At 51.1% G+C, this 19,294-nt stretch carries 17 protein-coding genes; 3 read left to right on the forward strand and 14 right to left on the reverse strand.

What is annotated here, in order from left to right:
* Positions 1-998 precede the first annotated feature (998 nt).
* Complete coding sequence (gltA, locus tag ACW73I_RS01105; RefSeq protein ID WP_458027346.1) at positions 999-2,315, reverse strand: citrate synthase; 1,317 nt, start codon at positions 2,313-2,315, stop codon at positions 999-1,001.
* A gap of 472 nt (positions 2,316-2,787) precedes the next feature.
* On the opposite strand from gltA, the gene ACW73I_RS01110 reads away from it, so the two are divergent.
* Positions 2,788-2,997: a cold-shock protein gene (locus tag ACW73I_RS01110; protein WP_458027347.1), complete on the forward strand. Its 210-nt coding sequence runs from the start codon at positions 2,788-2,790 to the stop codon at positions 2,995-2,997.
* 510 nt (positions 2,998-3,507) lie between these two features.
* Here ACW73I_RS01110 and ACW73I_RS01115 read toward each other — a convergent pair.
* The 4 genes from ACW73I_RS01115 to ACW73I_RS01130 all read right to left on the reverse strand — a co-directional run bounded on the left by ACW73I_RS01115 (position 3,508) and on the right by ACW73I_RS01130 (position 7,182).
* On the reverse strand, positions 3,508-3,879 hold the full coding sequence (locus tag ACW73I_RS01115) for a group II intron maturase-specific domain-containing protein (protein ID WP_458027348.1): 372 nt from the start codon (positions 3,877-3,879) through the stop codon (positions 3,508-3,510).
* 297 nt (positions 3,880-4,176) lie between these two features.
* The gene (locus ACW73I_RS01120; protein WP_458027349.1) at positions 4,177-4,320 is read right to left on the reverse strand and encodes a hypothetical protein; all 144 of its coding nucleotides are present in this window, start codon (positions 4,318-4,320) and stop codon (positions 4,177-4,179) included.
* Between the two features lie 229 nt (positions 4,321-4,549).
* The gene (locus tag ACW73I_RS01125; RefSeq protein WP_458027350.1) at positions 4,550-4,762 is read right to left on the reverse strand and encodes a transposase; all 213 of its coding nucleotides are present in this window, start codon (positions 4,760-4,762) and stop codon (positions 4,550-4,552) included.
* Positions 4,763-5,109: 347 nt separating this feature from the next.
* Complete coding sequence (locus tag ACW73I_RS01130; RefSeq protein ID WP_458027351.1) at positions 5,110-7,182, reverse strand: ATP-binding protein; 2,073 nt, start codon at positions 7,180-7,182, stop codon at positions 5,110-5,112.
* Positions 7,183-7,627: 445 nt separating this feature from the next.
* On the opposite strand from ACW73I_RS01130, the gene ACW73I_RS01135 reads away from it, so the two are divergent.
* On the forward strand, positions 7,628-9,106 hold the full coding sequence (locus ACW73I_RS01135; RefSeq protein ID WP_458027352.1) for a VPLPA-CTERM sorting domain-containing protein: 1,479 nt from the start codon (positions 7,628-7,630) through the stop codon (positions 9,104-9,106).
* Between the two features lie 205 nt (positions 9,107-9,311).
* Here the strand turns inward: ACW73I_RS01135 and ACW73I_RS01140 are convergent, their stop codons facing one another.
* The 7 genes from ACW73I_RS01140 to ACW73I_RS01170 all read right to left on the reverse strand — a co-directional run bounded on the left by ACW73I_RS01140 (position 9,312) and on the right by ACW73I_RS01170 (position 16,979).
* Positions 9,312-9,656, reverse strand: a complete 345-nt coding sequence (locus ACW73I_RS01140) for a hypothetical protein (protein ID WP_458027353.1) — start codon at positions 9,654-9,656, stop codon at positions 9,312-9,314.
* 100 nt (positions 9,657-9,756) lie between these two features.
* Entirely contained in the window at positions 9,757-10,308 is a 552-nt protein-coding gene (locus ACW73I_RS01145) for a hypothetical protein (RefSeq protein ID WP_458027354.1), read from the reverse strand.
* A gap of 155 nt (positions 10,309-10,463) precedes the next feature.
* Positions 10,464-11,129: a hypothetical protein gene (locus ACW73I_RS01150; protein ID WP_458027355.1), complete on the reverse strand. Its 666-nt coding sequence runs from the start codon at positions 11,127-11,129 to the stop codon at positions 10,464-10,466.
* A 425-nt stretch (positions 11,130-11,554) separates the two neighbouring features.
* Positions 11,555-11,827 carry an acylphosphatase gene (locus ACW73I_RS01155; protein ID WP_458027356.1) on the reverse strand — a complete coding sequence of 91 codons (273 nt, stop codon included), beginning with the start codon at positions 11,825-11,827 and terminating at the stop codon, positions 11,555-11,557.
* A complete protein-coding gene (rlmKL, locus tag ACW73I_RS01160; RefSeq protein ID WP_458027357.1) occupies positions 11,824-14,022 on the reverse strand; it encodes a bifunctional 23S rRNA (guanine(2069)-N(7))-methyltransferase RlmK/23S rRNA (guanine(2445)-N(2))-methyltransferase RlmL in 2,199 nt (732 codons plus the stop codon). The genes ACW73I_RS01155 and rlmKL overlap by 4 nt, the downstream gene beginning before the upstream one ends.
* Before the next feature lie 91 nt (positions 14,023-14,113).
* Positions 14,114-15,991 (reverse strand): cytochrome c peroxidase, encoded by a 1,878-nt coding sequence (locus ACW73I_RS01165; protein ID WP_458027358.1) that lies wholly within the window; start codon positions 15,989-15,991, stop codon positions 14,114-14,116.
* 439 nt (positions 15,992-16,430) lie between these two features.
* A complete protein-coding gene (locus tag ACW73I_RS01170) occupies positions 16,431-16,979 on the reverse strand; it encodes a FlgO family outer membrane protein (protein ID WP_458027359.1) in 549 nt (182 codons plus the stop codon).
* 121 nt (positions 16,980-17,100) lie between these two features.
* Here ACW73I_RS01170 and ACW73I_RS01175 point away from each other — a divergent pair, with 121 nt between their 5' ends.
* Positions 17,101-17,283 carry a hypothetical protein gene (locus tag ACW73I_RS01175; protein WP_458027360.1) on the forward strand — a complete coding sequence of 61 codons (183 nt, stop codon included), beginning with the start codon at positions 17,101-17,103 and terminating at the stop codon, positions 17,281-17,283.
* Here ACW73I_RS01175 and ACW73I_RS01180 read toward each other — a convergent pair.
* Positions 17,275-17,796: a YcxB family protein gene (locus ACW73I_RS01180; protein WP_458027361.1), complete on the reverse strand. Its 522-nt coding sequence runs from the start codon at positions 17,794-17,796 to the stop codon at positions 17,275-17,277. The two genes, ACW73I_RS01175 and ACW73I_RS01180, sit on opposite strands and share 9 nt — an antisense overlap.
* Before the next feature lie 25 nt (positions 17,797-17,821).
* Positions 17,822-19,123, reverse strand: coding sequence for an NAD(P)/FAD-dependent oxidoreductase (locus tag ACW73I_RS01185; RefSeq protein ID WP_458027362.1), 1,302 nt, complete (start codon positions 19,121-19,123; stop codon positions 17,822-17,824).
* Positions 19,124-19,294: the final 171 nt, after the last annotated feature.

Here is a 19,294-nt window from a genome sequence, read left to right on the forward strand (position 1 = left end):
TATCATCTTAAGTGCACATTGTAACTATAAAGTCTGAATCTGCCGCTACTAAAGGAGCACGCATCACATTCGAGATTTTTAAAAACTTACCATTCCGCCATTGGTAAATTCGGCTATTTGTTCCGCCGACAATAGAATTTTTTCAAACGTTCGAAAGCGCCATGTCCTTGTATTTTGGATGTCGAGACGACGGCGGAATTGCAGCGTCCAAAGAGCGCGGCGGAACCGAAAAATTGAACGATCGATTATAAAGTGAAAACCGCGATGCGACACAGTGGGTATCGACGCCATTTACTGCAAACCCAATACCAGCGAAAACAATGTCGGCATGGAGTCTTCCCTTACTTGCCGTGCGATATGGCGATCAAGCGCACCGACCCGGTCGAGGGCTGGGGACTTATATTCCCAGGTCAAAAGACTTTGCGCATCTTAGCGCAACGGCCGATTGATCCGGCCGTAAGATATTGGCCGTCAGGATGCCTATTACCCTGGATGCCTGTCATGCCGTCGATGTTCAAGCGTTTCGAACGCATTGCAAACCGGAGGTCCACTGACCAAGGCAGTCAAGGCGTCAACTGACTATGGGTCGCTGCCTTACCGGACCGTACTCCACCATTGTCCTTCCCACCACAAGCAGGCCAAGCAGTTGTCGGGCTAGTCACGCTCCATTTTCACTTCGTCCAAACCCCGTTTTACTCTCGTCAGCTCCAATCCGCATTCGCCGATGAACTTTGGCGCTAACCAATTTCAGCACATCGAGCTATTCTAGCTGTTGTAGCCCGCTTCTCCAATTAGATCTTGAGATTGGAAAAGCGTTTATCTGATTCACGCATCTTAATGTTGTCTTCGCCGCAACGCCGAGCCGCCTGTCCTGCGAGTTGAATTACACGCATCTCTCGGTTACCGTTCGACCTTTTCATGCCGGCTCATTGTTTTTTATTGCGAATTTGAGCCCGGAAAAACCTTGGTTTCCAAATGTATTCGTTCGGTTGACTCAGTTATTTCCGCTCGCGCGGCTCACGTTTCCCGATCGGCACGACGGATCGTTGCGGCTCACCGATGTAAAGCTGGCGCGGTCGGCCGATTTTTTGTTCCGCATCGGCGATCATTTCGTCCCAATGCGCTATCCAGCCCACACTGCGGCCCATGGCAAACATCGCCGTAAACATATTGCTTGGAATTCCTAAAGCCTTGAGTACGATACCGGAGTAAAAGTCGACGTTCGGATACAATTTCTTGTTGATGAAATAATCGTCTTCCAGCGCGATGCGTTCCAGCTCCAGCGCCAGTTTAAACAGCGGATCGTCTTTTAGACCGAGCGCTTCCAGCACTTCGTGGCAAGTTTGCCGTATCAGTTTGGCCCTTGGGTCGTAGTTCTTGTAAACCCTATGCCCAAAACCCATCAACCGGAATGGGTCGTCCTTGTCCTTGGCTCTGGCGATGTAGCGACCGATATTAGAAACATCGCCTATTTCCAGCAACATGTTCAAAACTGCTTCGTTCGCGCCGCCGTGCGCCGGCCCCCACAAACAGGCGATGCCGGACGTCAGGCAGGCATAGGGGTTGGCGCCGCTGGAACCGGCCAAGCGCACTGTCGAGGTCGAGGCATTCTGCTCGTGATCCGCGTGCAGAATCAAAATGCGGTCCAACGCGCGAACCAACACGGGATTCTGCCGATATTCCTCGCAAGGATTACCGAACATCATACGCATAAAATTCTCGACATAGCCGAGGTCGTTCCGCGGATACAGAAACGGCATGCCGATACTGTATTTATAACTCATCGCAATAATGGTCGGAATTTTGGCGATGATCCTAACCGCGCTCAGCTCCCTATCCGCTGCAGAGCGCACGTCCAATCCATCATGGTAGAACGCCGACAACGCACCCACCACGCCGACCATGATCGCCATCGGATGGGCATCGCGGCGAAAGCCCTTAAAGAAATAGCTAAGTTGATCGTTCAACAAGGTGTGATAGGTGATGTCGTTGATAAAACGATCCAATTGTTCCTGCGCAGGCAGTTCGCCGTTCAATATCAAATAACAAACTTCAAGGAATGTACAATGTTCCGCCAGTTCTTCTATCGGGTACCCTCGATATAACAGAATGCCGGCCTCGCCGTCGATATAAGTAATTTTCGACGCGCAACTGGCGGTCGATGTAAAGCCCGGGTCGTAAGCAAACAAACCGCTTTCCTTGTACAGCGCACGCGTATCGATGACATCGGGCCCTATCGAGCCGCGTAACATAGGCAGCGGATAGCTATTCGCTGTGGTCTCGTCGACCAGCGTGATTATTCTTTCTATGTTCATGGCTAGTTCCTCCGTATTGATTAACAGACAAGAGCCACGACGGCGTCAGTGTTTCAAAATTCAATTCTTTGTCGGTCGGGGCAATGGATCCTCTTTATAAAGAGTATTAGAAGCTTTGGCGTGAAGATTTCGGTAAGGTTCCCCGATCGGAATGCCCGGTAAGGAAATGCTTGGATCAAGAACTTATCGCGGATTAATCAATGACGTTGCCTAACTTCTTCGGTATCCGCACGCAGATAAAACCACCGGTATGCCGGTGCGGAACCGGAGAGGATGTCGGTATTTATACGAATTGATAAGCGCATGGCGATAAATCAGTATGTAGCCGAAGTTGAATTGATGGATTGCCCCAGCAAAATCAACAGCGTAACTGTGTACGGACTTTGGTAACGCGCGCTTGCTAATCCGGTTGAATATACAGAAACTCCGCCATATCTAGCCTTTAGGCGTAATAACATTTCGAGATTTATCTATGACAACACTAGTAGAAGGTAAAGTTAAGTGGTTTAACGATGAGAAAGGATTCGGTTTTATCCAGCAAGAAGGCGGCAAAGATGTATTCGTTCATTTCCGGGCCATCAACGGCACCGGGCGCAAATCCTTGACGGAAGGTCAACGAGTGACGATGGAAGTAACCTCAAGCGTAAAAGGGCTGCAAGCCGAAAACGTCACCCCGCTTTAGTCCGCATTGCCGATCATTGGTGCGGCACATGTCCGACTTAATCAGACAAAAAGCTTATTTTTACAAGCGAAAACCGAACAGCCGGTTATGTAATACTTCTGCTGTCGGTTAGGCGGTTTCTTCAACCGGAACATTTCAAGCTGGTGGTCGCTTTGGTTGATTCGTTTATGCGCTTGTTTTATTCAGCGGGACAGCCTACTTGTAAGGTCTTTTGTTGAATTCCGCGTGATCGGGGTTCGGTGCCGCATGAACTTCGGTTCCAATTATTGCAGCTGTCGCGGGAGACTTCGGCGAGCTTTCCGAGGGTTTCGTGCGGTGTCAACTGCGTGGCATCCAAACCGCTGTGATTTGTCAACAATCCCAGCTAGGCGAGCGAGGACTCTAATCGTGCTTCAACGTCAATCCGCCTATTCTGGCATACAAGCTCTCGCAATGCCCACAGAACCGTGCGTACGGCTCCGTACACGGCTCCCCACGCAAAACGAATCCACTGTGAGAAACACCAATGCGCTAAGTCCGGTCGGATCGTATTTCCTGTCCTATCAGGTTGATAAACCAACTGTTCGGATAGGCTATCGTCACCGCACGAGTCGCCGAGAGCGCCCGTTGTTTCTGGTTGGAAAACACCGGTTGAGCGGCTTGCTTTCGCGGTACGCCCCGTTTGACCAGATGTCGATACAGATGCTGCTTTCGCTTCTGCTGACTCATCAGCCTCGCCCGTAACCGGCGTCGGATATGGGCTTCGATCTTACTCAACCGGGATGGATATTGGGTCAGGCTGTAATAGTTGGCCCGGCCCGCGTACCATCGGTTAAGGTCGGCGATGGTGTGTGCCGGCGCCTGACGGGTGCCGCGCGGGGTTAAAGCTTTGATTTTACTCATGGCCGTTTGCAGGGTTTTGTACCCACAGGGCATAAATAAATGCGCCATCGCTATCGTCCCATCGACCACGGTAAAGCCCAAGAACTTTACCGCATCGGATTGGTCACTTGGCTTTTCTCCCGGTTCACTTTCAGTTTCAGCTTGTTTTCGATGAATTGGCTGAATTTGTCCATCCCGGTTCGCTGGTTAGCGATATCCGATCACTTTTTCTCCTCCAATGCCGCACCGAGCAATTGAAGGGCGCCTTTCGGCTCTCTGCGCGGCCGCTTCGACTTGCGACCTTAGCGATTCAGCGGCTCAAACCAAATCCGGATTATGCTCGGCGACGTATAAAAATCTCACCAAAGTCTCCCGTTCCGCATGGCCTTTGAACCAACCGTTTTCGGCCATGCGTGCTTCGGCCAGGAAGGCGTTGCCTTCGGCGCTGAAGTCGGCTTGCAAACTTCGGGAAGGGGTCGAAGTTTTAAGGTGCGGTACACCTCGCGAAAGACTTTGTCTCGGTCGAAAAACATGATGCCGAATTGACAGACCACGGCATCGAAGGCTTAGTCTGCGAACGGCAGGGCGTATCGTATGCTCCCAAAAGCGCCGTTGCCAAAGCCTGTATTCGCCCCGGCGGTCAGGTGTCAACTCGGCACCGCCGGCCCGGCATGTATGGGCAAAACAGGATTTAATCGCCCGTCGGCAACGTCCATAGCGTATGCAAGTGATCGGGCAGAACCACAATTGCGTCGATCGCGGACGGCCGTTCAGTCCGCACCGAGCGAAAAGCCGCCCGCAACAAATCCACTTGCCGCACCAACAAATCGGCAGAACGATCACGCAAGGTCACGGTGAAAAAATACTTCCCACCCGGCACACGGTTACGCCCATACAAAACCATGCCCGCTTCTCCCTTTCCAGTTTTACCGGTCTTTTCGTAGCCGGTATGAAGCAACGCGGAATAAGGGATTCATTTAAGCCCGGATTCCACTCCGTTCCATCTAGGCTACTTGCTAACTCAAAACAACAAGTCGTAGGGCGTTTTCGCGGTAGCAAAACGCCACAGATATTCAAACGCTATGGCGGATTGCCTGCTGGCAAATCCGCCTTACGGGTTTGATCGAGAGTTCGGCGCCCGGTCAAGTTGGTTGTCTGTTCAAAGAACGGGGCAAATGCCGAATTCAAACCGCTTCAAGCCTTCGGATTACTCCCTTACTTTGACTCGTTCCGCCAACACTTGCTAGACCGTCATTTAGCCGGAAAGGTCAATCGCTGATCGCCTAAAGTCCTATTAATCGACTGAGCGTTCAAGACGCGACTCAGCGTAGCGCCCAAGAATTCCGAACGGAAGGGCTTGATGATAAGACCGTTAAAGCCGTTGGCACGATAGTTTTCTTGCTCTTTAAGCGTCGCATCGGCGGTAAGCGCGATAATCGGAAGATGATAGAACCGAGATTGCTGCCTGATCCGTTGCGCGGCTTCGATGCCGTTCATGACCGGCATGTGGATATCCATCAATACGACATCGAATTGACTCCTATCCAATAATGCCAATGCGTCTTTGCCGTTGCCGGCCATTGTCACGTTGATACCGAAAAGCTCCAACATATCTTTGATGATGAGCTGGTTGGTTTCGTTATCTTCCACTACCAAGGCGCTGACTCCGCATAAATTTTTTCCGGAGGCGCACAAGGATGGATTCGGCGCTACCGCTTCTTTCACCGCTGGTTCGGCAGCGCAATCGTCCGTTTCTAAGTTTGAGCATTTATCGAAAGCTAGGCTAAAGGAAAACCGGCTACCCTCTCCCGGACTACTAACGACCTCAAAATCGCTTGCCATCAACTTTAACAGGCGCTTGCTGATTGCCAGCCCTAATCCGGTACCGCCGAAGCGGCGCGTAATCGAGGTATTCGCCTGGCCGAAAGGCTGAAACAGCTTCGCCCTGTCCTCCTGCGACATGCCTATGCCGGTATCCGCCACGACAAATTCCAGAACGACATCGGCATCGGTCTCTTCGGTCCGGTTAACCCTCAACCCAACCGTTCCTTTTTCCGTGAATTTGATGGCATTGCTCAAGAGATTGCTCAAGATCTGCTGAATGCGTAAGCCATCGCCCAATAGCTGACGCGGAACGTCGGGCGAAACATCGATGTTCAACGTTAAGCCCTTATTGAGTGCCGAATGGACAAACAGGTTGCTGAGGTTATCTAAAATCTCGTCGAGGTTGAACCTCCGCTTTTCGACCGTCATCGACTCCGATTCGATTTTGGAGAAGTCCAAAATATCGTTGATGATACTAATCAGACTCTTGGAGGCGTTCTGCAGCTTCTCCAGATAGAAACGGACTTTGGGCGATATTTCCTGATTGAGTACCAATTCCGAAATACCGACGATGGCATTCATGGGCGTGCGGATTTCATGGCTCATATTGGCCAAAAATTCCGATTTCAGGCGGGTCGAGTTTTCGGCAATCTGTTTGGCTTCCAATAGTGCCTGTTTAACTTGCTTGGGTTTGGTAATGTCTCTGACATTAGCCAAAATAACGGCTTCTTCGCCGATCGGCAAACTGGTCAACAAAACATCCGCCGGAAAGGTCGTGCCGTCCTTTTTTTTCAGTTCCCATTCGAAAAAGTGCGAGCCGTTTTCGACGGCCATCCGAATCATATGTTTTGCTTTTTCGTCCGAACGCCACCCGTCCAATTGATATTCCGGCGAAACGAGTCCCGGGTTCAAAGTTTGAAATTCCGCCGCATTTAGGCATTCGAACATTTCCACAGCCGACGGATTGCCGTCGAGGAAATCGCCGTCGGTAGTCGCAAAAATCAACGCGTCGGGAGAAGATTCGAACAGAATCCGAAAGCGTTGGTCGCTTTCCGATTTCAATCTGGTTAATTCGGCTTCGGCTAATTTCCGTTGATGGACTTCATTCTCCAAATGGCTGACAAGCTCTTCCAATTGTTTGGTACTGGGCAGCCGTAAGGCTTTCGGAATCAGCGGCCACAGCATGATTGCGGCGATCAGAGAGACGATTGCAGTAACGGCTTTTGCCAGCGCATCGAGCCAAAAATCCGGAAACCAGATTGTCCATATCCCCAACAAATGCGTGACGCCGCAAGTGAAGATAAACAGTGAGAATAAATAGAATATCCAGTTGAATTGAAGATCTTTACGTTTTCTGACAAACCACAGCAGCGCGAACGGAATCGAAAAATAGGCCAACGTGATAACGGCTTCGGCGATCACCAGAGTCCACAGCAACTCTGGTGTCCACAAGTAGCAATGGCCGTGCGGTATAAAGCCGTTTGTGTTAAACCATGTCATATCGATATCCAATATAAGGCTTAAATAACTGCAATAAGATTAGGTAAAATGTACTCCGAATTTGCTTTTACGGTACAAAATATTGGATTCGCCGAAAGGTCGGCGAAGCACCATCAGCAAACATTCAAACTAAGCTACAGTTCTATCGGAATGGGTGTTCAATCACAAGTCGGGTCTAATGAGGCGGGCAAGGAATAGTTGAAGGTATTTCATTTGCTCTTCGATCTACGGTTTATTATCCATCGATTCGACATCTTCCGGATCGATGTTGCGTCGATAAAAGCGAAGCAAGATTGGGGATATAGTCTAGCCGCTTAGTTGATTTGGTAGCTCCAAACAATAAAATTCGTTCGGAATATGCTTGACCCTGCCACCGACTAATGCTATCTCTGTGACGCACCCGAAACTCTTTAGCCGCTTAATTGCTTGATTTTTGGAGAGGACTATGAACATCGCTATCCCTCAGGCGTCGGTTTCCCTGCTGTTGCGCGATTCGTTCCGCATACTGGCTTTGCCGGGTCTGGTAATCGCAACTGGCTCGTTTGCCGGCAACGTTCAGGCCGTGGAGTTCAGCTCAGGAACGTTAAATTTTTCCACAACGACGCCGCAAAGCATCTGGAGTGAAGGCGACGCGTTTTTGTTCAATTACAACAAATTCATAGGTATCGATACCGGATCGAAAAGTTTGACGGTTAACCCCAGCCAATTTTCCCGGAGCGGTTATAGCGTCGATCCTTATTTTTTGTTTTCAACCGATTTACGCACGGGCATCAACGTCGGCGCAAAGGTCGACGGCGGCTCGGTTAACGCCACAGTCAGCTACAGCGCGGGCTTTTCGGCTCCGGACACGATTGTCAAAGGGCAACCGTTTAACCTGCTAGGCAACGCCAGTCTGTTGAGTTCTTCGAGCTTCAACACCCAAAGCCCCAATGCTTCCGCCTGGATAGACGGCGTTCTGGATTATTATGCCGGCGCCTACGCCCGTTTCGATGTGGTTCAGCCCAGCATACTGGCTGACCACGATTACCGCATGGGTAACAAAGGATATACGGACAATAACACCACGAATGCCCCCTATAAAACTCTGGTCAATATCGATTACACGCCGGAAATTGCGTCATTCAACCGCAATAATTCGGGAGTTTTCCGGGTTTTGGGTATCGACCAAGGGCTGGAGTACAGTTTGGGGGCTACAACCATCAGCGTGGGACCGGATTGGAGCGTCAACGCGGTTGGCGCGGTCAACGGCGGTGCATTATTACAGGGCTCGGATACCGGTACACTGTTGACGGCCGAGATGGACGTGGATCAGCTGATATTGGCCGGCAATCCTGCATTAGGCACGGGCGTGGGTTTTGACTGGGGACTCGTGGATTTCGAGATGGGCTACGAATTGATCGATGTGACCGCCGGCCTGCAAATGGGGCTGCAGCAAGACTTTTCATTGCAGTCGAATTTGATGGTGGATTTGATTTTTTCCGACTGGGTCGATTTGCAGGGTATCGGTCAAACCCAATCATATTCGGGCCTATTGAGCGATTTGCCAGCCATCACTTTATTGTCCGACATCGTCGAAGTCACGCCTACCTACTGGGTCGACGCCACGTTGTCCAACGATTCAAAATTGGTTTTCGATGCGATATTCGGCGTGGACATGCTGGATTTTTACATCAGCGCCAATTACGATTTCGGAGTCGCCAGCGGCGGCTACGACAGGCCTAGTAATCCGGCGTATACGAACCGCCAATCGCTGCCCTTGTTCGATATCGGGATTTTCAACGACGTATTCGCGTTGAACGGCTTTGAGAAAATTCAGGGCAACGCTTTCGCGCTGGCTGCGGTGCCGATTCCGTCCGCGCTGTGGATGATGCTCGGCGGCTGCGCGGCAATGGCTGGCTTGTCAAAACGCCGCCGGCATTTGTAGATAGCGATAATCATGCCGTCACGCCGACTCGGCCTTTTGTGCCGTTAGGCAAACGGCATCGAATCTAGCGCCCGCACCAACCGTATGCCTATCGCCAAACTAACTCAAAAGAACAGGTCGTAGGGCGTTTTCGCGATAGCAAAACGCCACAGATATTCAACTATGGCGGATTGCCTGCTGGCGAATCCGCCTTACGGGTTAGCACTCATTTCGCGACCTCTGCTGAATATTGTTCAGTGTGTTGATCGGAAAGTGGTTCAACCTTCAAGCTATAGTCCACAAGCTCTGGGTTGTCTGATGTGACAACGATTCTGAACCGGTTTGCCTCAAACCAACCCGCGCCTGTTGCCGACGCGTCTCGAACTACCAAGCCTTTGGGAAGAGTAAACAGCGGCTTGTTTGAACCAAATATTCCAACCTTGATGTCCCGGGACAACACGCCGATTTTCCCATTGGCGACTTCGGCGCAACCTTGGAGAACAACATAAAGCAGCAACCCACCGAGAATGAAGTTTAGTGTTATCGAGAAAATAAGCGCAAATGTCTTCATTACCGTTGAATGCTAACGCGGAGCTAACCGGCGCGAGCGATAGCGAGCGTCACGGTTGAGCGTTGGGTTGGGCGGTGAAAAAGGGATACACCATCAATTGCTAGATTGGAAAACATTTGATTTTTAACTCATGGTAATCACTGACTACTGCATTCCAATTCATATCGACTTTTTTGCGGTATTTCTTAACTTCAAAAAGCGCAAACTTTATTCTATCTGATGAAGGAGGATTCTTTTCAAGGATTGAAAGAGCGTTATGTAGGCTCGATAAAATAGATTTCTGTGGGTATGGATATGTGGGCTTGTCGACCACGACGTTTATCACATTCGCACAAATTGAGGCAAACTTAGCCACCTCTGTCTCTTCTGAAACGGTTGATAGGGCATTGGAATAGGCAGCTAACTCCTCGCGTGCCTGCAAAAGTACTTTACGACGATCAGAAAGTAATTTTGTAACATCAGATAGTCTCTCGGGTGATAGTTGCAACATTGCTTCAGCATCATCTAATACCTGCCTATAATCGCTAACGATCTGTTTTATGGACTGGTAAATTGGATCTATATGACTTTCAAATATAGATTTCTTTACTGTTTCACGGTATTGGATTAGCTCAATTAGTTTTTCGCATAGCTTTATTAATAATTCGACCATAAAATTCCTTGATTTTATTTGCAAGATTATTTGACTACACTGGGCATTTATAGAGACATTCTCAAGACGCCCAACGCCAAGCATAACCGGCGGCAAAAAGTTGCGCAGCGAGGAACGAGCCGCGCAGCTTTTTGCCGTCCGTGTTTATGCGCTTGTTAAGCATTTTGATCTAATATTTCTTGAATATCGGCATAGTATTCGTCGTATCTATTCCAGTCTATTAGCGCAACAATATTTGATGAATAGCTATCAATTTGACCGTTTTTAAGATCAAATGCAGGATCAATGACGTCACCATAACCATGATTTTCAGACAATGCTTTAAATACTCTAGCATTGACCTCATGTAGATCATCGCCCGCCTCAATATGGTTGTATTGATTTCGGCCAGCATAAATTACTAACCCTAGAGGCACATTTCTGATCAGGCGGCCACTAGCATACTTTGTAACTGACGAAATTAGTTTGTCTTTAAGTCCATTCAATAATGTACTTGCTTCGGTACTTAGAACGTTGTTTGCCCCATAAAGGTCTATTGCTTTTGAAGCAATTTGTAATATGGAGCCTGAGATAACAGCTTGTGAAAACGCATGGGCTTGATGTTCTTCGTATGCGTAAGTTGCAAGCTCATGTGCTTCGGCAATTTCATGATTAAAGCGCCACTTCGTATATTTTTCGTTAATCTCAGAAAAGCTACCTGCATCATCAACGTAGATTGGTGGCACGGATAGGTTTATTACTTCTCGATACTCATTGAGCGATTCGAAAAGAGATTTCATAGCGTGCTCAGTTTGCGCTAAATATGCTTCTTTGCTGATCATTTTTTATGCTTAACGGGTCAGATAAGGAGCGCCTAAGCGACTGCTTGATCTGATTGATGGCGTTACGTTTGATCCTGCATTTCGTTTGGTCACGCTCGCGCTCCTTATCTGACCCGATGGCTCCGCGGAGCGGAGCCATCAAAGAATTAAATAGTTCTGTATATCTACCATGAAACCTGCGTCACCACAATAAACCGTTAAATCGCATAGACTTCTTCTTTCCGTATATCATCACTCGGCCGCATATGACTCTACAACAGGTAAAATCGAGTTACCACCGGTAAATCGGGCATAGAGACCGGCAGCACCACACACGTAGTAATGTATACAAGCACCGGCAATAACTACGGGGAAGCACGATAATCTTCGGTTATTTTCCGAACCAAGGCCTATCGCGTTTTTTGGGATCAGCGACGAATCAAGCGCTACCTAATCTCAAACCCCTCGAAAATCTCGCCGGTCTGATGCGGATTGGCGATGACCTGTCGTACCCGGGCCAGCAGCGGCCCCCTGTAACACCAAGTCACCAAGGCCTGCAAATCGTTCCTGTCGCCCTCGGCGACGATTTCCACGTCGCCGTTCGGCAGGTTTCTGACAAAACCGTTCAAGTTATGCTTGACCGCCTGTTTTTGCGTGTAGGCTCTGAAATACACGCCTTGTACCTTGCCTTTGACGATGATGTGCAAGCATTCCTTCATCGGGTGATCCTCCAACAGTAATGAATTTTCGGGTCGCGGGCGAAGTCCTCGGGGATGGTCGCGGCGCTGATGTCTTCGATGTTCAAATGCTGCAACGCGTCTGTGTCCATCTTGAAACGGCGGAAGTTGGTCGAGAAATACAATACGCCATCCGGCGCCAACAAAGCGGTTGCGTTTTTCAGCAATTGCACGTGGTCGTTTTGCACGTCGAAGGCTTCGTCCATTTTCTTGGAATTGGAAAAAGTCGGCGGGTCCAGAAATATCAAGTCGAACTGCGGCTTTTGCTTGGCGGCGGCCTGCTCGGCCAGCCATTGGACGCAATTGGCCCGCACCAACTGGTGGTCGCCGCGGATGCCGTTCAAGTCGAAATTACGTTTGGCCCAGTCCAGATAGGTATTTGACATGTCGACCGTGACGCTGGCAATCGCGCCGCCTATGACCGCATGCACCGTGGCGCTGCCGGTATAGGCGAACAGGTTCAAGAAGCGCTTGCCTTTGGCCTGCTGTTGTAACGTCAAGCGGATCGGGCGGTGATCCAGGAAAAGCCCCGTGTCCAGATAATCCTCGAAATTGACCCAAAATTTGCAGCCGCCTTCGTCGACCACATGAAAATGGCCCTGCTCGCCTAGTTTTTCGTATTGATCCGTGCTCTTTTGCTTGCGGCGGATTTTCAAAAACACTTGATCGGCCGGAATTTGCAAGATTTTCGGGATCTCGGCCATGACGCCGGCCAGGCGTTGGTTGGCCTTGGCCGGGTCTATGGTTTTGGGCGACTCGTATTCCTGCACGTTGACCCAAAGCTTTTCTCCCTGGTAAACGTCCACCGCCACCGCATATTCCGGCAAATCGGCGTCGTACAGCCGATAGCAATGCACGCCGCTTTGCTTGGCCCATTTTGAAAGTTTTTTCAGGTTCTTGCGCAAGCGGTTGCCGAACATCTCGGCCTGCGGATCGATCTGCTCGGCCGCCTGGGCCTTGCGGCTGATTTGCTCGACCCTTTCCTGCTGCGACTTGGCCTTGGGTTCGAAAAAGGCTTTTTCGTCGATATTGAAGCGCAGCAATTTGCACTCCAGCGCGCCGTTGAACAGGGTGATGGGCTTTTGCGAGCGTATGCCCAACCTAAACCCGAGTTCCGGATTGCTGATGATCATTGCCGCCTGCCAGCCGGCGAAGCGCCGTTTCAAAATCTCGCCGAAGCGGCGGTACAGCGCGGCGGTTTGTTCTTCGTCGCCCAAGCGTTCGCCGTAGGGCGGGTTGCAGGCGATCAAGCCCTTGGGCCAGCTTTCGGCGGCGGATGCGTCGTCTATGTCGCGCTTTTCGATATGGATTTTGCCGGTTAAGCCGGCGTTCCCGACGTGCTGCAAGGCCGCCGCCACGGTGCGCCTGTCCTGGTCGAAGCCGACGATGGCCGGCAATTTTGCAAGGCCGGCTTCGCGGCGCTGTTCGGCTTCGTCCAGCAAGCTTTGCCATAAGGCCGCGTCGTGTTTCTTCCAGCCCAGAAAGCCGAAATAGTCGCGCAGCAAGCCCGGCGCGTAATCGGCGGCAATCATCGCGCCTTCCAGCAGCATGGTGCCGGAGCCGCACATCGGATCCAGCAAAGAACCGCCTTGCTCGGCGATCTTGGGCCAGCCGGCCCGCAGCAAGATCGCCGCGGCCAGGTTTTCCTTGATCGGCGCGGCGATGCCGACGTCGCGGTAGCCGCGTTTGTGCAGACTCTCACCCGACAAGTCCAGGCTCAGTTGTGCCGTTTCGTTATGCAGATAGACGTTGATGCGCAGGCTGGGCCGTTCGGTATCGACGCTCGGGCGTTTGTTGAACTTGGCCCGCATCTGGTCGACGATGGCGTCCTTGACCTTTTGCGCGCCGAAATGGGTGTTGTTGATGGCTGGGCTGTTTTTGGCGCTGAAGGATACCGCCAGACTGGCGTCGGGCGGCATGTGTTCGAACCAGTTGATGCGTTTGACGCCGTCGTACAAATCCTGCTGGGATTTGACTTCGAAGCTGCTCAACGGCAAAAACACCCGGTTGGCGGTGCGCGACCACAGACAGGCGCGATAAGCCAGGGCCAAGTCGCCCTGAAAGGCCACGCCGGCCAATTTTTGCTGTACGTTTTGGCCGCCGAGCGCTTCAATTTCGGCGGCTAGAATGCCTTCCATCGCCCTCGGCGTGGTGGCGAAGAGTTGGTATTGCGTCATGATTTGCGACTATCTAAAGATTGGTCGCGTAGCATACAAGATTAAGGCAAAACCGCGGCGGTTTTTTGATGCTCGTGCGACGCGGATAGTGTCAACGCATCTCGCCCACCGGCGCGGCGAATGCGTCCGAAACCAAGGTCTCGACATTGCTGCCGGTCAGCGCCTGCAAAAACGCCACCAATTGGGCTATCTCGGTTTCCGATAGCGCCAGCGGTTTGATCAGCGGCGACAGGTTTTCGTTGGCGACGCCGCCCTGGTTATAAAAACGCACGACGTCCGCCAGGCCGGCCAGGGAACCGTTATGCATATAGGGCGCGCTCAACGCGACGTTGCGCAGCGACGGCGTCTTGTAGGCCCAACGGTCGGCCGGGTTTTGGGTGATTTCGTAATAGCCCAGATCGTTCGGTTTGTCGATGTTCAGGCCTCGCAAGTTCTCGCTGTCGACATTCAACACCACGCCCGGCGCTACCGTCACCTGCCGTTTTTCCGGCGTTTTTTGCATCGCATCCGCATATCCTATGCCGGTGTTATGCAGTTTCTGGTCGGTGAACAAAGCCGATTTATCGCCTATCGAGTGGCAATTGCTACAAGCGGCCTTGCCGGTGAACAATTCGAAGCCGCGTTTGGCATCGTCGTTCAAGGCCCGGCTTTGCTTGCCGTAATACCAACGATCGAACGGCGAATCGGCCGAATTCAGCGTGCGCTGGTAACTGGCTAGCGCCTGGCCGACGGTTTCCATGGTCGGGCCTTTGTCGAAGGCTTTTTCGAACAAGCCGTCGTAATCCTGGCTGTTTTTCAATTTGTCGATGACGTTGCCTATGGACGGGTTGGCCATTTCGTTATGGGCCAATAACGGCGCCCAAACTTGTTGCTCCAGGGTGTTTTCACGCGCGTCGTGGAACAAAAGCTGGGCGTAGCCGACGTTATACAGCGAAGGGGCGTTGCGCCTGACGCTGCGGCCTTCGATGCCGACTGCGGTAGCCATTTCGTTGTTGGCGAAGCCTTGCTCCGGCACATGGCAAATCGCGCATGAGAAGGTATTGTTCAACGACAGGCGGCGGTCGTAAAACAGCTTGCGGCCCAGCGCGATTTTGGCCGGCGTCAGGGAGTTGTCGGCCGGAACCGGCAATTTCGGCAAACCTAAGGGCGGCTTGTTGGCGAACTCGATCAGCTTGGCCGGCTTACCCTGGCGTTGCGCCAGCGCCAAAGATTGGGTTTGATATTCGGCGTGTTGATAATTTTGCTTATTGTCGCCAGCCCGATACAAACTGTCCGCCGTTACCGGTTGCGGCGCGGCTTGCTCCGCACCGCCCGCCAGCAAGGTCTTGACGTCGTTGATCACAGTGTCGGCATGCAGAAAATCGACGCTGTAGATGTTGCGTATGCGTTTGTCGGTGTCGATCAAATACACGCGCAACAGATGCGAAAAAGTGCCGGTAAAGCGGCCTTGGTCGTCGTAGATTTTCTGGATGTTTTGCTGGTAGGCGTCCAATATCGGCTGTAGTTTTTCTTCGTTGGCCGTGGTCAAAAATTGCCAGTCGAACGCACCGGTCTTAAAGCCGGCTCCGTAGTGCTTCATCATCTCCGGCGTGTCGTTCTCCGGATTGAAACTCAGCGTCAATAGGCGCAGCTTGTCGGCCAATTCGGGTTGCGTCTGCAGGCGCCGGGCTATCTTATGCAGCACTTGCGTCGCCAACGGGCAACCGTTGACATCGTTGCAAGCCGCATAGATGAAACTCAGCAAGACCACTTTGTCGCCCATCAAATCGTGGAGGCGTTTGGGCCGGTTGTCGCTGGTCAATATTTCGCCGTCCGCGGCCGGACCGATAGGCGGCAAGGCATAGCTGCCGGGCTTGGTTTGTTCGAAGGGAAGTGCGGAATAACCGGGAGCCAGCGGTTTTGTATCTTGAGCTTGAACCGCAATGCCGATCAGACTAAAAAGAATGCCAAAAAAAATAGAGAATTTCATGACTGCTATTGCCTTAATATAACTCGGTCGCTACTGTAGCGCATCACGAACATTCGACAGAGCGGCGCTACCTCGCATGGCGTCAATTCGAATGCGATACACGCATTTTGTACCTATCGATAGGCCATGCTTTATGGCAACAGCATTTCGCCTTTGGTTCCCCCTTGCGTGCGCTATCGGAAACACTAGCGCTTCGGTTGCACGCGGCTTGATTAAACTGAGCATCGTCGATGCAAAAGACACTCTAGTTCGGCGGACACAGCGGTAGAGCTAAGTGTTTACCGGTTTGAAAGCTTCGCCGGCCTTTAATCGGTGCAATGCTTATCGATATGCGGAGAAGGTTTGGGCGATCGGTTTAACCCATGGAAAACATCGTTTCGGAAACAAAGGATTGGGCGACAGCGAAAATAACAGCAGACTGCCGCCAATTAACCTACGTTTATTCTTTTGTTGCCGGAATAGTTGCAAAGCGTTTAGCATCCGGCCCCATTGGGGTCGCGTAATCGACAGACGAAATCACGTTTTGGGTGGAAATGTCCACTACTCGCAGTGATACGTAGACGGTTTTGCGGCCGGCAGCGTAGGTTCCATAAACAAAAGCAGCGGCATGGACGTCGTTTAAGGCTTGTTTGGTGGCCTCCGGAAGTTCTAATATGCCGGCGTCATTTTTCGCAAAAATTTCGGTCGGCAGTTCCATTCCTATTACCCTATAACCGGCACGGCTCAGCGCCGAAGTTAATTGATCGGAAACGATACGGCCAAATGGCAGCGTTTGACCCAAGTCGTCGACGTTAACCAATGAGTTAATCACCAGCAGACTGCCCTTGGGTAGAGGTTGTTTTAAGCTAAGCAATAACTGATCGATTGCCGAATAGCTGACTTCCACCAAATCTTCATCTTCCACGGAATCGTAATAGGCACGGGGCCCGCAGCCGCTGAGTAAAGTTAACGCCAATAGCGCGGAAACGAACAGCTGATGGTATTTCATGAGACATCTCCTAATTAAAGTATGGGTATTAAGTCCTCAAAATGTTTGGTAGTCAATGCTGCTAAAGTAGTACTAAGTATCTTTTTATCTATAAGTAATCTTCTCTTTTTAACTTAAGCAAATGAGTACGAAACCCGGACAACCAAAAAATCCATTATTCAAACCGCAAGATCGTTATTTTGTTAACGAACAAGGCTGGTGGTTTTACACCATGGATAAAATTAGCGGACCTTATAAGACCAAGGCGGATTGTATCGATGCGTGCCGCTTATATATTCAACGCCGCGACGGCGTTTTACCCTAAGCGCTCTATCATGCTTTCCGCTTGCTTCACGAAAGCCTTCAAGTCGCCTTTGTTGACGGTTTCCCGCGGAATGACCACGGCGGCATCGATATCAACATAAATGTAGACGTAATCTTTATGTTTTTCGACCCTGAGCATCTCGCTCCACAGCGTACGGTGCTTGCCGCCCGGCGATTTTTCATAAAGACTTTCCGGCTCTATCACCAAACGGTGTATGCCGAACATGGCTTTTTTTTCGGCCTCGGTGTATTGGTTGAAAAACTGCCGGCGCATGTCTATTTTCATGATGAACGGGGAAGCAATGCCCCAGCCGATGGCTAGCAGAGTGATGTAGGCAGTGGTCATCATATCCGTGTAGTAGACATAATAGAATAGACCGAATACCAGCATAACGCCGGGTACGAGCATCCGGTTCTGCCGGATTTTTTTTTGCATGACCGGGTCATTGGCCAATCTTAGTTCGTTGAAGTGAACTAGATCTTTCTCTCGGAATTCGTATTCGATTTCAAACATTCAAATTACTCGCTGGGGTTAATGATTAGTGCATTTTGATTTTGGCGTGCGTACTGCGCCGGAACAAATTGGACAGCGTTTGCATCACCGTACGGAAGTAACCGTGGACGGCCACTTGGTGCATTTTGTACAAGGACAAATACACGACGTAGGCGATAAAACCGCCGACGCTGACGGTGCCCATCAAACTGCCCATCAAGCTGCCGACCGTGCTGAATTTGCCCAGCGAGACCAGCGACCCGTAGTCATGATAAACGAACGGCACCGCCGGTTTGTCTTTCAGGCGGTTGACGATCGTCTTTGCCAGCGTCGAGGCTTGTTGATGCGCGGCCTGCGCGCGCGGCGGCACGTTGCCGGTATGCCCTACCCAGGCGCAAGCAGCGCAATCGCCGATCGCGAAAATGTGATCGTCACCGGTTTTTAGGGTTTGATCGACCACCAATTGATTGATGTGGTTGGTCTCCAAGCCGTCCAGATTTTTCATCCAATCGGGCGCCTTGATGCCGGCCGCCCAGACTTTAAGGTCGGCGTCGAATATCTCGCCGTCGTGAGTATGAACCGCGGTTTCGGTGACTTCGACGACGCGCCGGCCCAGTTTCAAATTAATGCCGAGCTTGAGCAACTGCTCTTGGGTCGCCTTGGACAGACGCGGCGGCAAAGCGGGGAGTAGTTGATTAGAGGCTTCTATGATAGTGATGTCGACATTAATGGAGCCTTCCAAGCCATAGGTTGCCAACAACTTGGTGACATGGCGCAGTTCCGCGGACAGTTCGACCCCCGTGGCGCCGGCGCCGACTATCACGATCGAAAGCGGTTTTTCGCCCGGACGGCTTTGATTGGCGTAACATTTTAAGTAGTAGGTCTCTACCAAGTGCTTTTGGAAACGGTAGGCCTGCTTTGTGGTATCGATGAACATGCAGTGTTCGTCCACCCCTTTTATGCCGAAGGTATTGCTGATGCTGCCGACGGCCATCACCAAGGTATCGTATTTAAAAGCGCGGCGCGGAACCAGTTCTATGCCTTGTTTATTGACGATAGGCGCGACGACGACTTCCTTGCCGGCGCGGTTCAGGCCGACCATTCTGCCGCGCAGAAAGCGAAAATGTTTGTCATGCGCTTGCGCCAGATATTCGATTTCTTCCGACTCCGTCATGGTACCGGCCGCGACTTCATGCAACAAAGGCTTCCAAATATGTGTAGAGCCCGCATCCATCAAGGTCACCTCGGCCAAACCGGGTTTGCCTAATTTCTTGCCCAAATTCGTCGCCAATTCCAAACCCGCCGCGCCGCCGCCGACAATCAAAATATTGTGTTTATCATCAGCCATTATTGGTCTCCCCGCCTAAAATCAATGCCGCGTGACGGCTGCCAGTACGTCTTCCATTTTTATTATTCATCTCCTTCGCTCGGCATTATAACCAATAGCGCTATAGCGAGACGATTTTGACAAGCGCTTTAAGCTCATCGATTTGCAATCGAATCAAATGAAAAAGGCTAA

The sequence above is a fragment of the Methylomonas sp. MgM2 genome (assembly GCF_054172045.1).

Excerpts from the sequence above, each read along its gene's own strand:
- gltA (WP_458027346.1), bottom strand. The coding sequence starts at position 2,315 with ATGAACATAGAAAGAATAATCACGCTGGTCGACGAGACCACAGCGAAT.
- ACW73I_RS01110 (WP_458027347.1), top strand. The coding sequence starts at position 2,788 with ATGACAACACTAGTAGAAGGTAAAGTTAAGTGGTTTAACGATGAGAAA.
- ACW73I_RS01115 (WP_458027348.1), bottom strand. The coding sequence starts at position 3,879 with ATGAGTAAAATCAAAGCTTTAACCCCGCGCGGCACCCGTCAGGCGCCG.
- ACW73I_RS01125 (WP_458027350.1), bottom strand. The coding sequence starts at position 4,762 with ATGGTTTTGTATGGGCGTAACCGTGTGCCGGGTGGGAAGTATTTTTTC.
- ACW73I_RS01130 (WP_458027351.1), bottom strand. The coding sequence starts at position 7,182 with ATGACATGGTTTAACACAAACGGCTTTATACCGCACGGCCATTGCTAC.
- ACW73I_RS01135 (WP_458027352.1), top strand. The coding sequence starts at position 7,628 with ATGAACATCGCTATCCCTCAGGCGTCGGTTTCCCTGCTGTTGCGCGAT.
- ACW73I_RS01140 (WP_458027353.1), bottom strand. The coding sequence starts at position 9,656 with ATGAAGACATTTGCGCTTATTTTCTCGATAACACTAAACTTCATTCTC.
- ACW73I_RS01145 (WP_458027354.1), bottom strand. The coding sequence starts at position 10,308 with ATGGTCGAATTATTAATAAAGCTATGCGAAAAACTAATTGAGCTAATC.
- ACW73I_RS01150 (WP_458027355.1), bottom strand. The coding sequence starts at position 11,129 with ATGATCAGCAAAGAAGCATATTTAGCGCAAACTGAGCACGCTATGAAA.
- ACW73I_RS01155 (WP_458027356.1), bottom strand. The coding sequence starts at position 11,827 with ATGAAGGAATGCTTGCACATCATCGTCAAAGGCAAGGTACAAGGCGTG.
- rlmKL (WP_458027357.1), bottom strand. The coding sequence starts at position 14,022 with ATGACGCAATACCAACTCTTCGCCACCACGCCGAGGGCGATGGAAGGC.
- ACW73I_RS01165 (WP_458027358.1), bottom strand. The coding sequence starts at position 15,991 with ATGAAATTCTCTATTTTTTTTGGCATTCTTTTTAGTCTGATCGGCATT.
- ACW73I_RS01170 (WP_458027359.1), bottom strand. The coding sequence starts at position 16,979 with ATGAAATACCATCAGCTGTTCGTTTCCGCGCTATTGGCGTTAACTTTA.
- ACW73I_RS01175 (WP_458027360.1), top strand. The coding sequence starts at position 17,101 with ATGAGTACGAAACCCGGACAACCAAAAAATCCATTATTCAAACCGCAA.
- ACW73I_RS01180 (WP_458027361.1), bottom strand. The coding sequence starts at position 17,796 with ATGTTTGAAATCGAATACGAATTCCGAGAGAAAGATCTAGTTCACTTC.
- ACW73I_RS01185 (WP_458027362.1), bottom strand. The coding sequence starts at position 19,123 with ATGGCTGATGATAAACACAATATTTTGATTGTCGGCGGCGGCGCGGCG.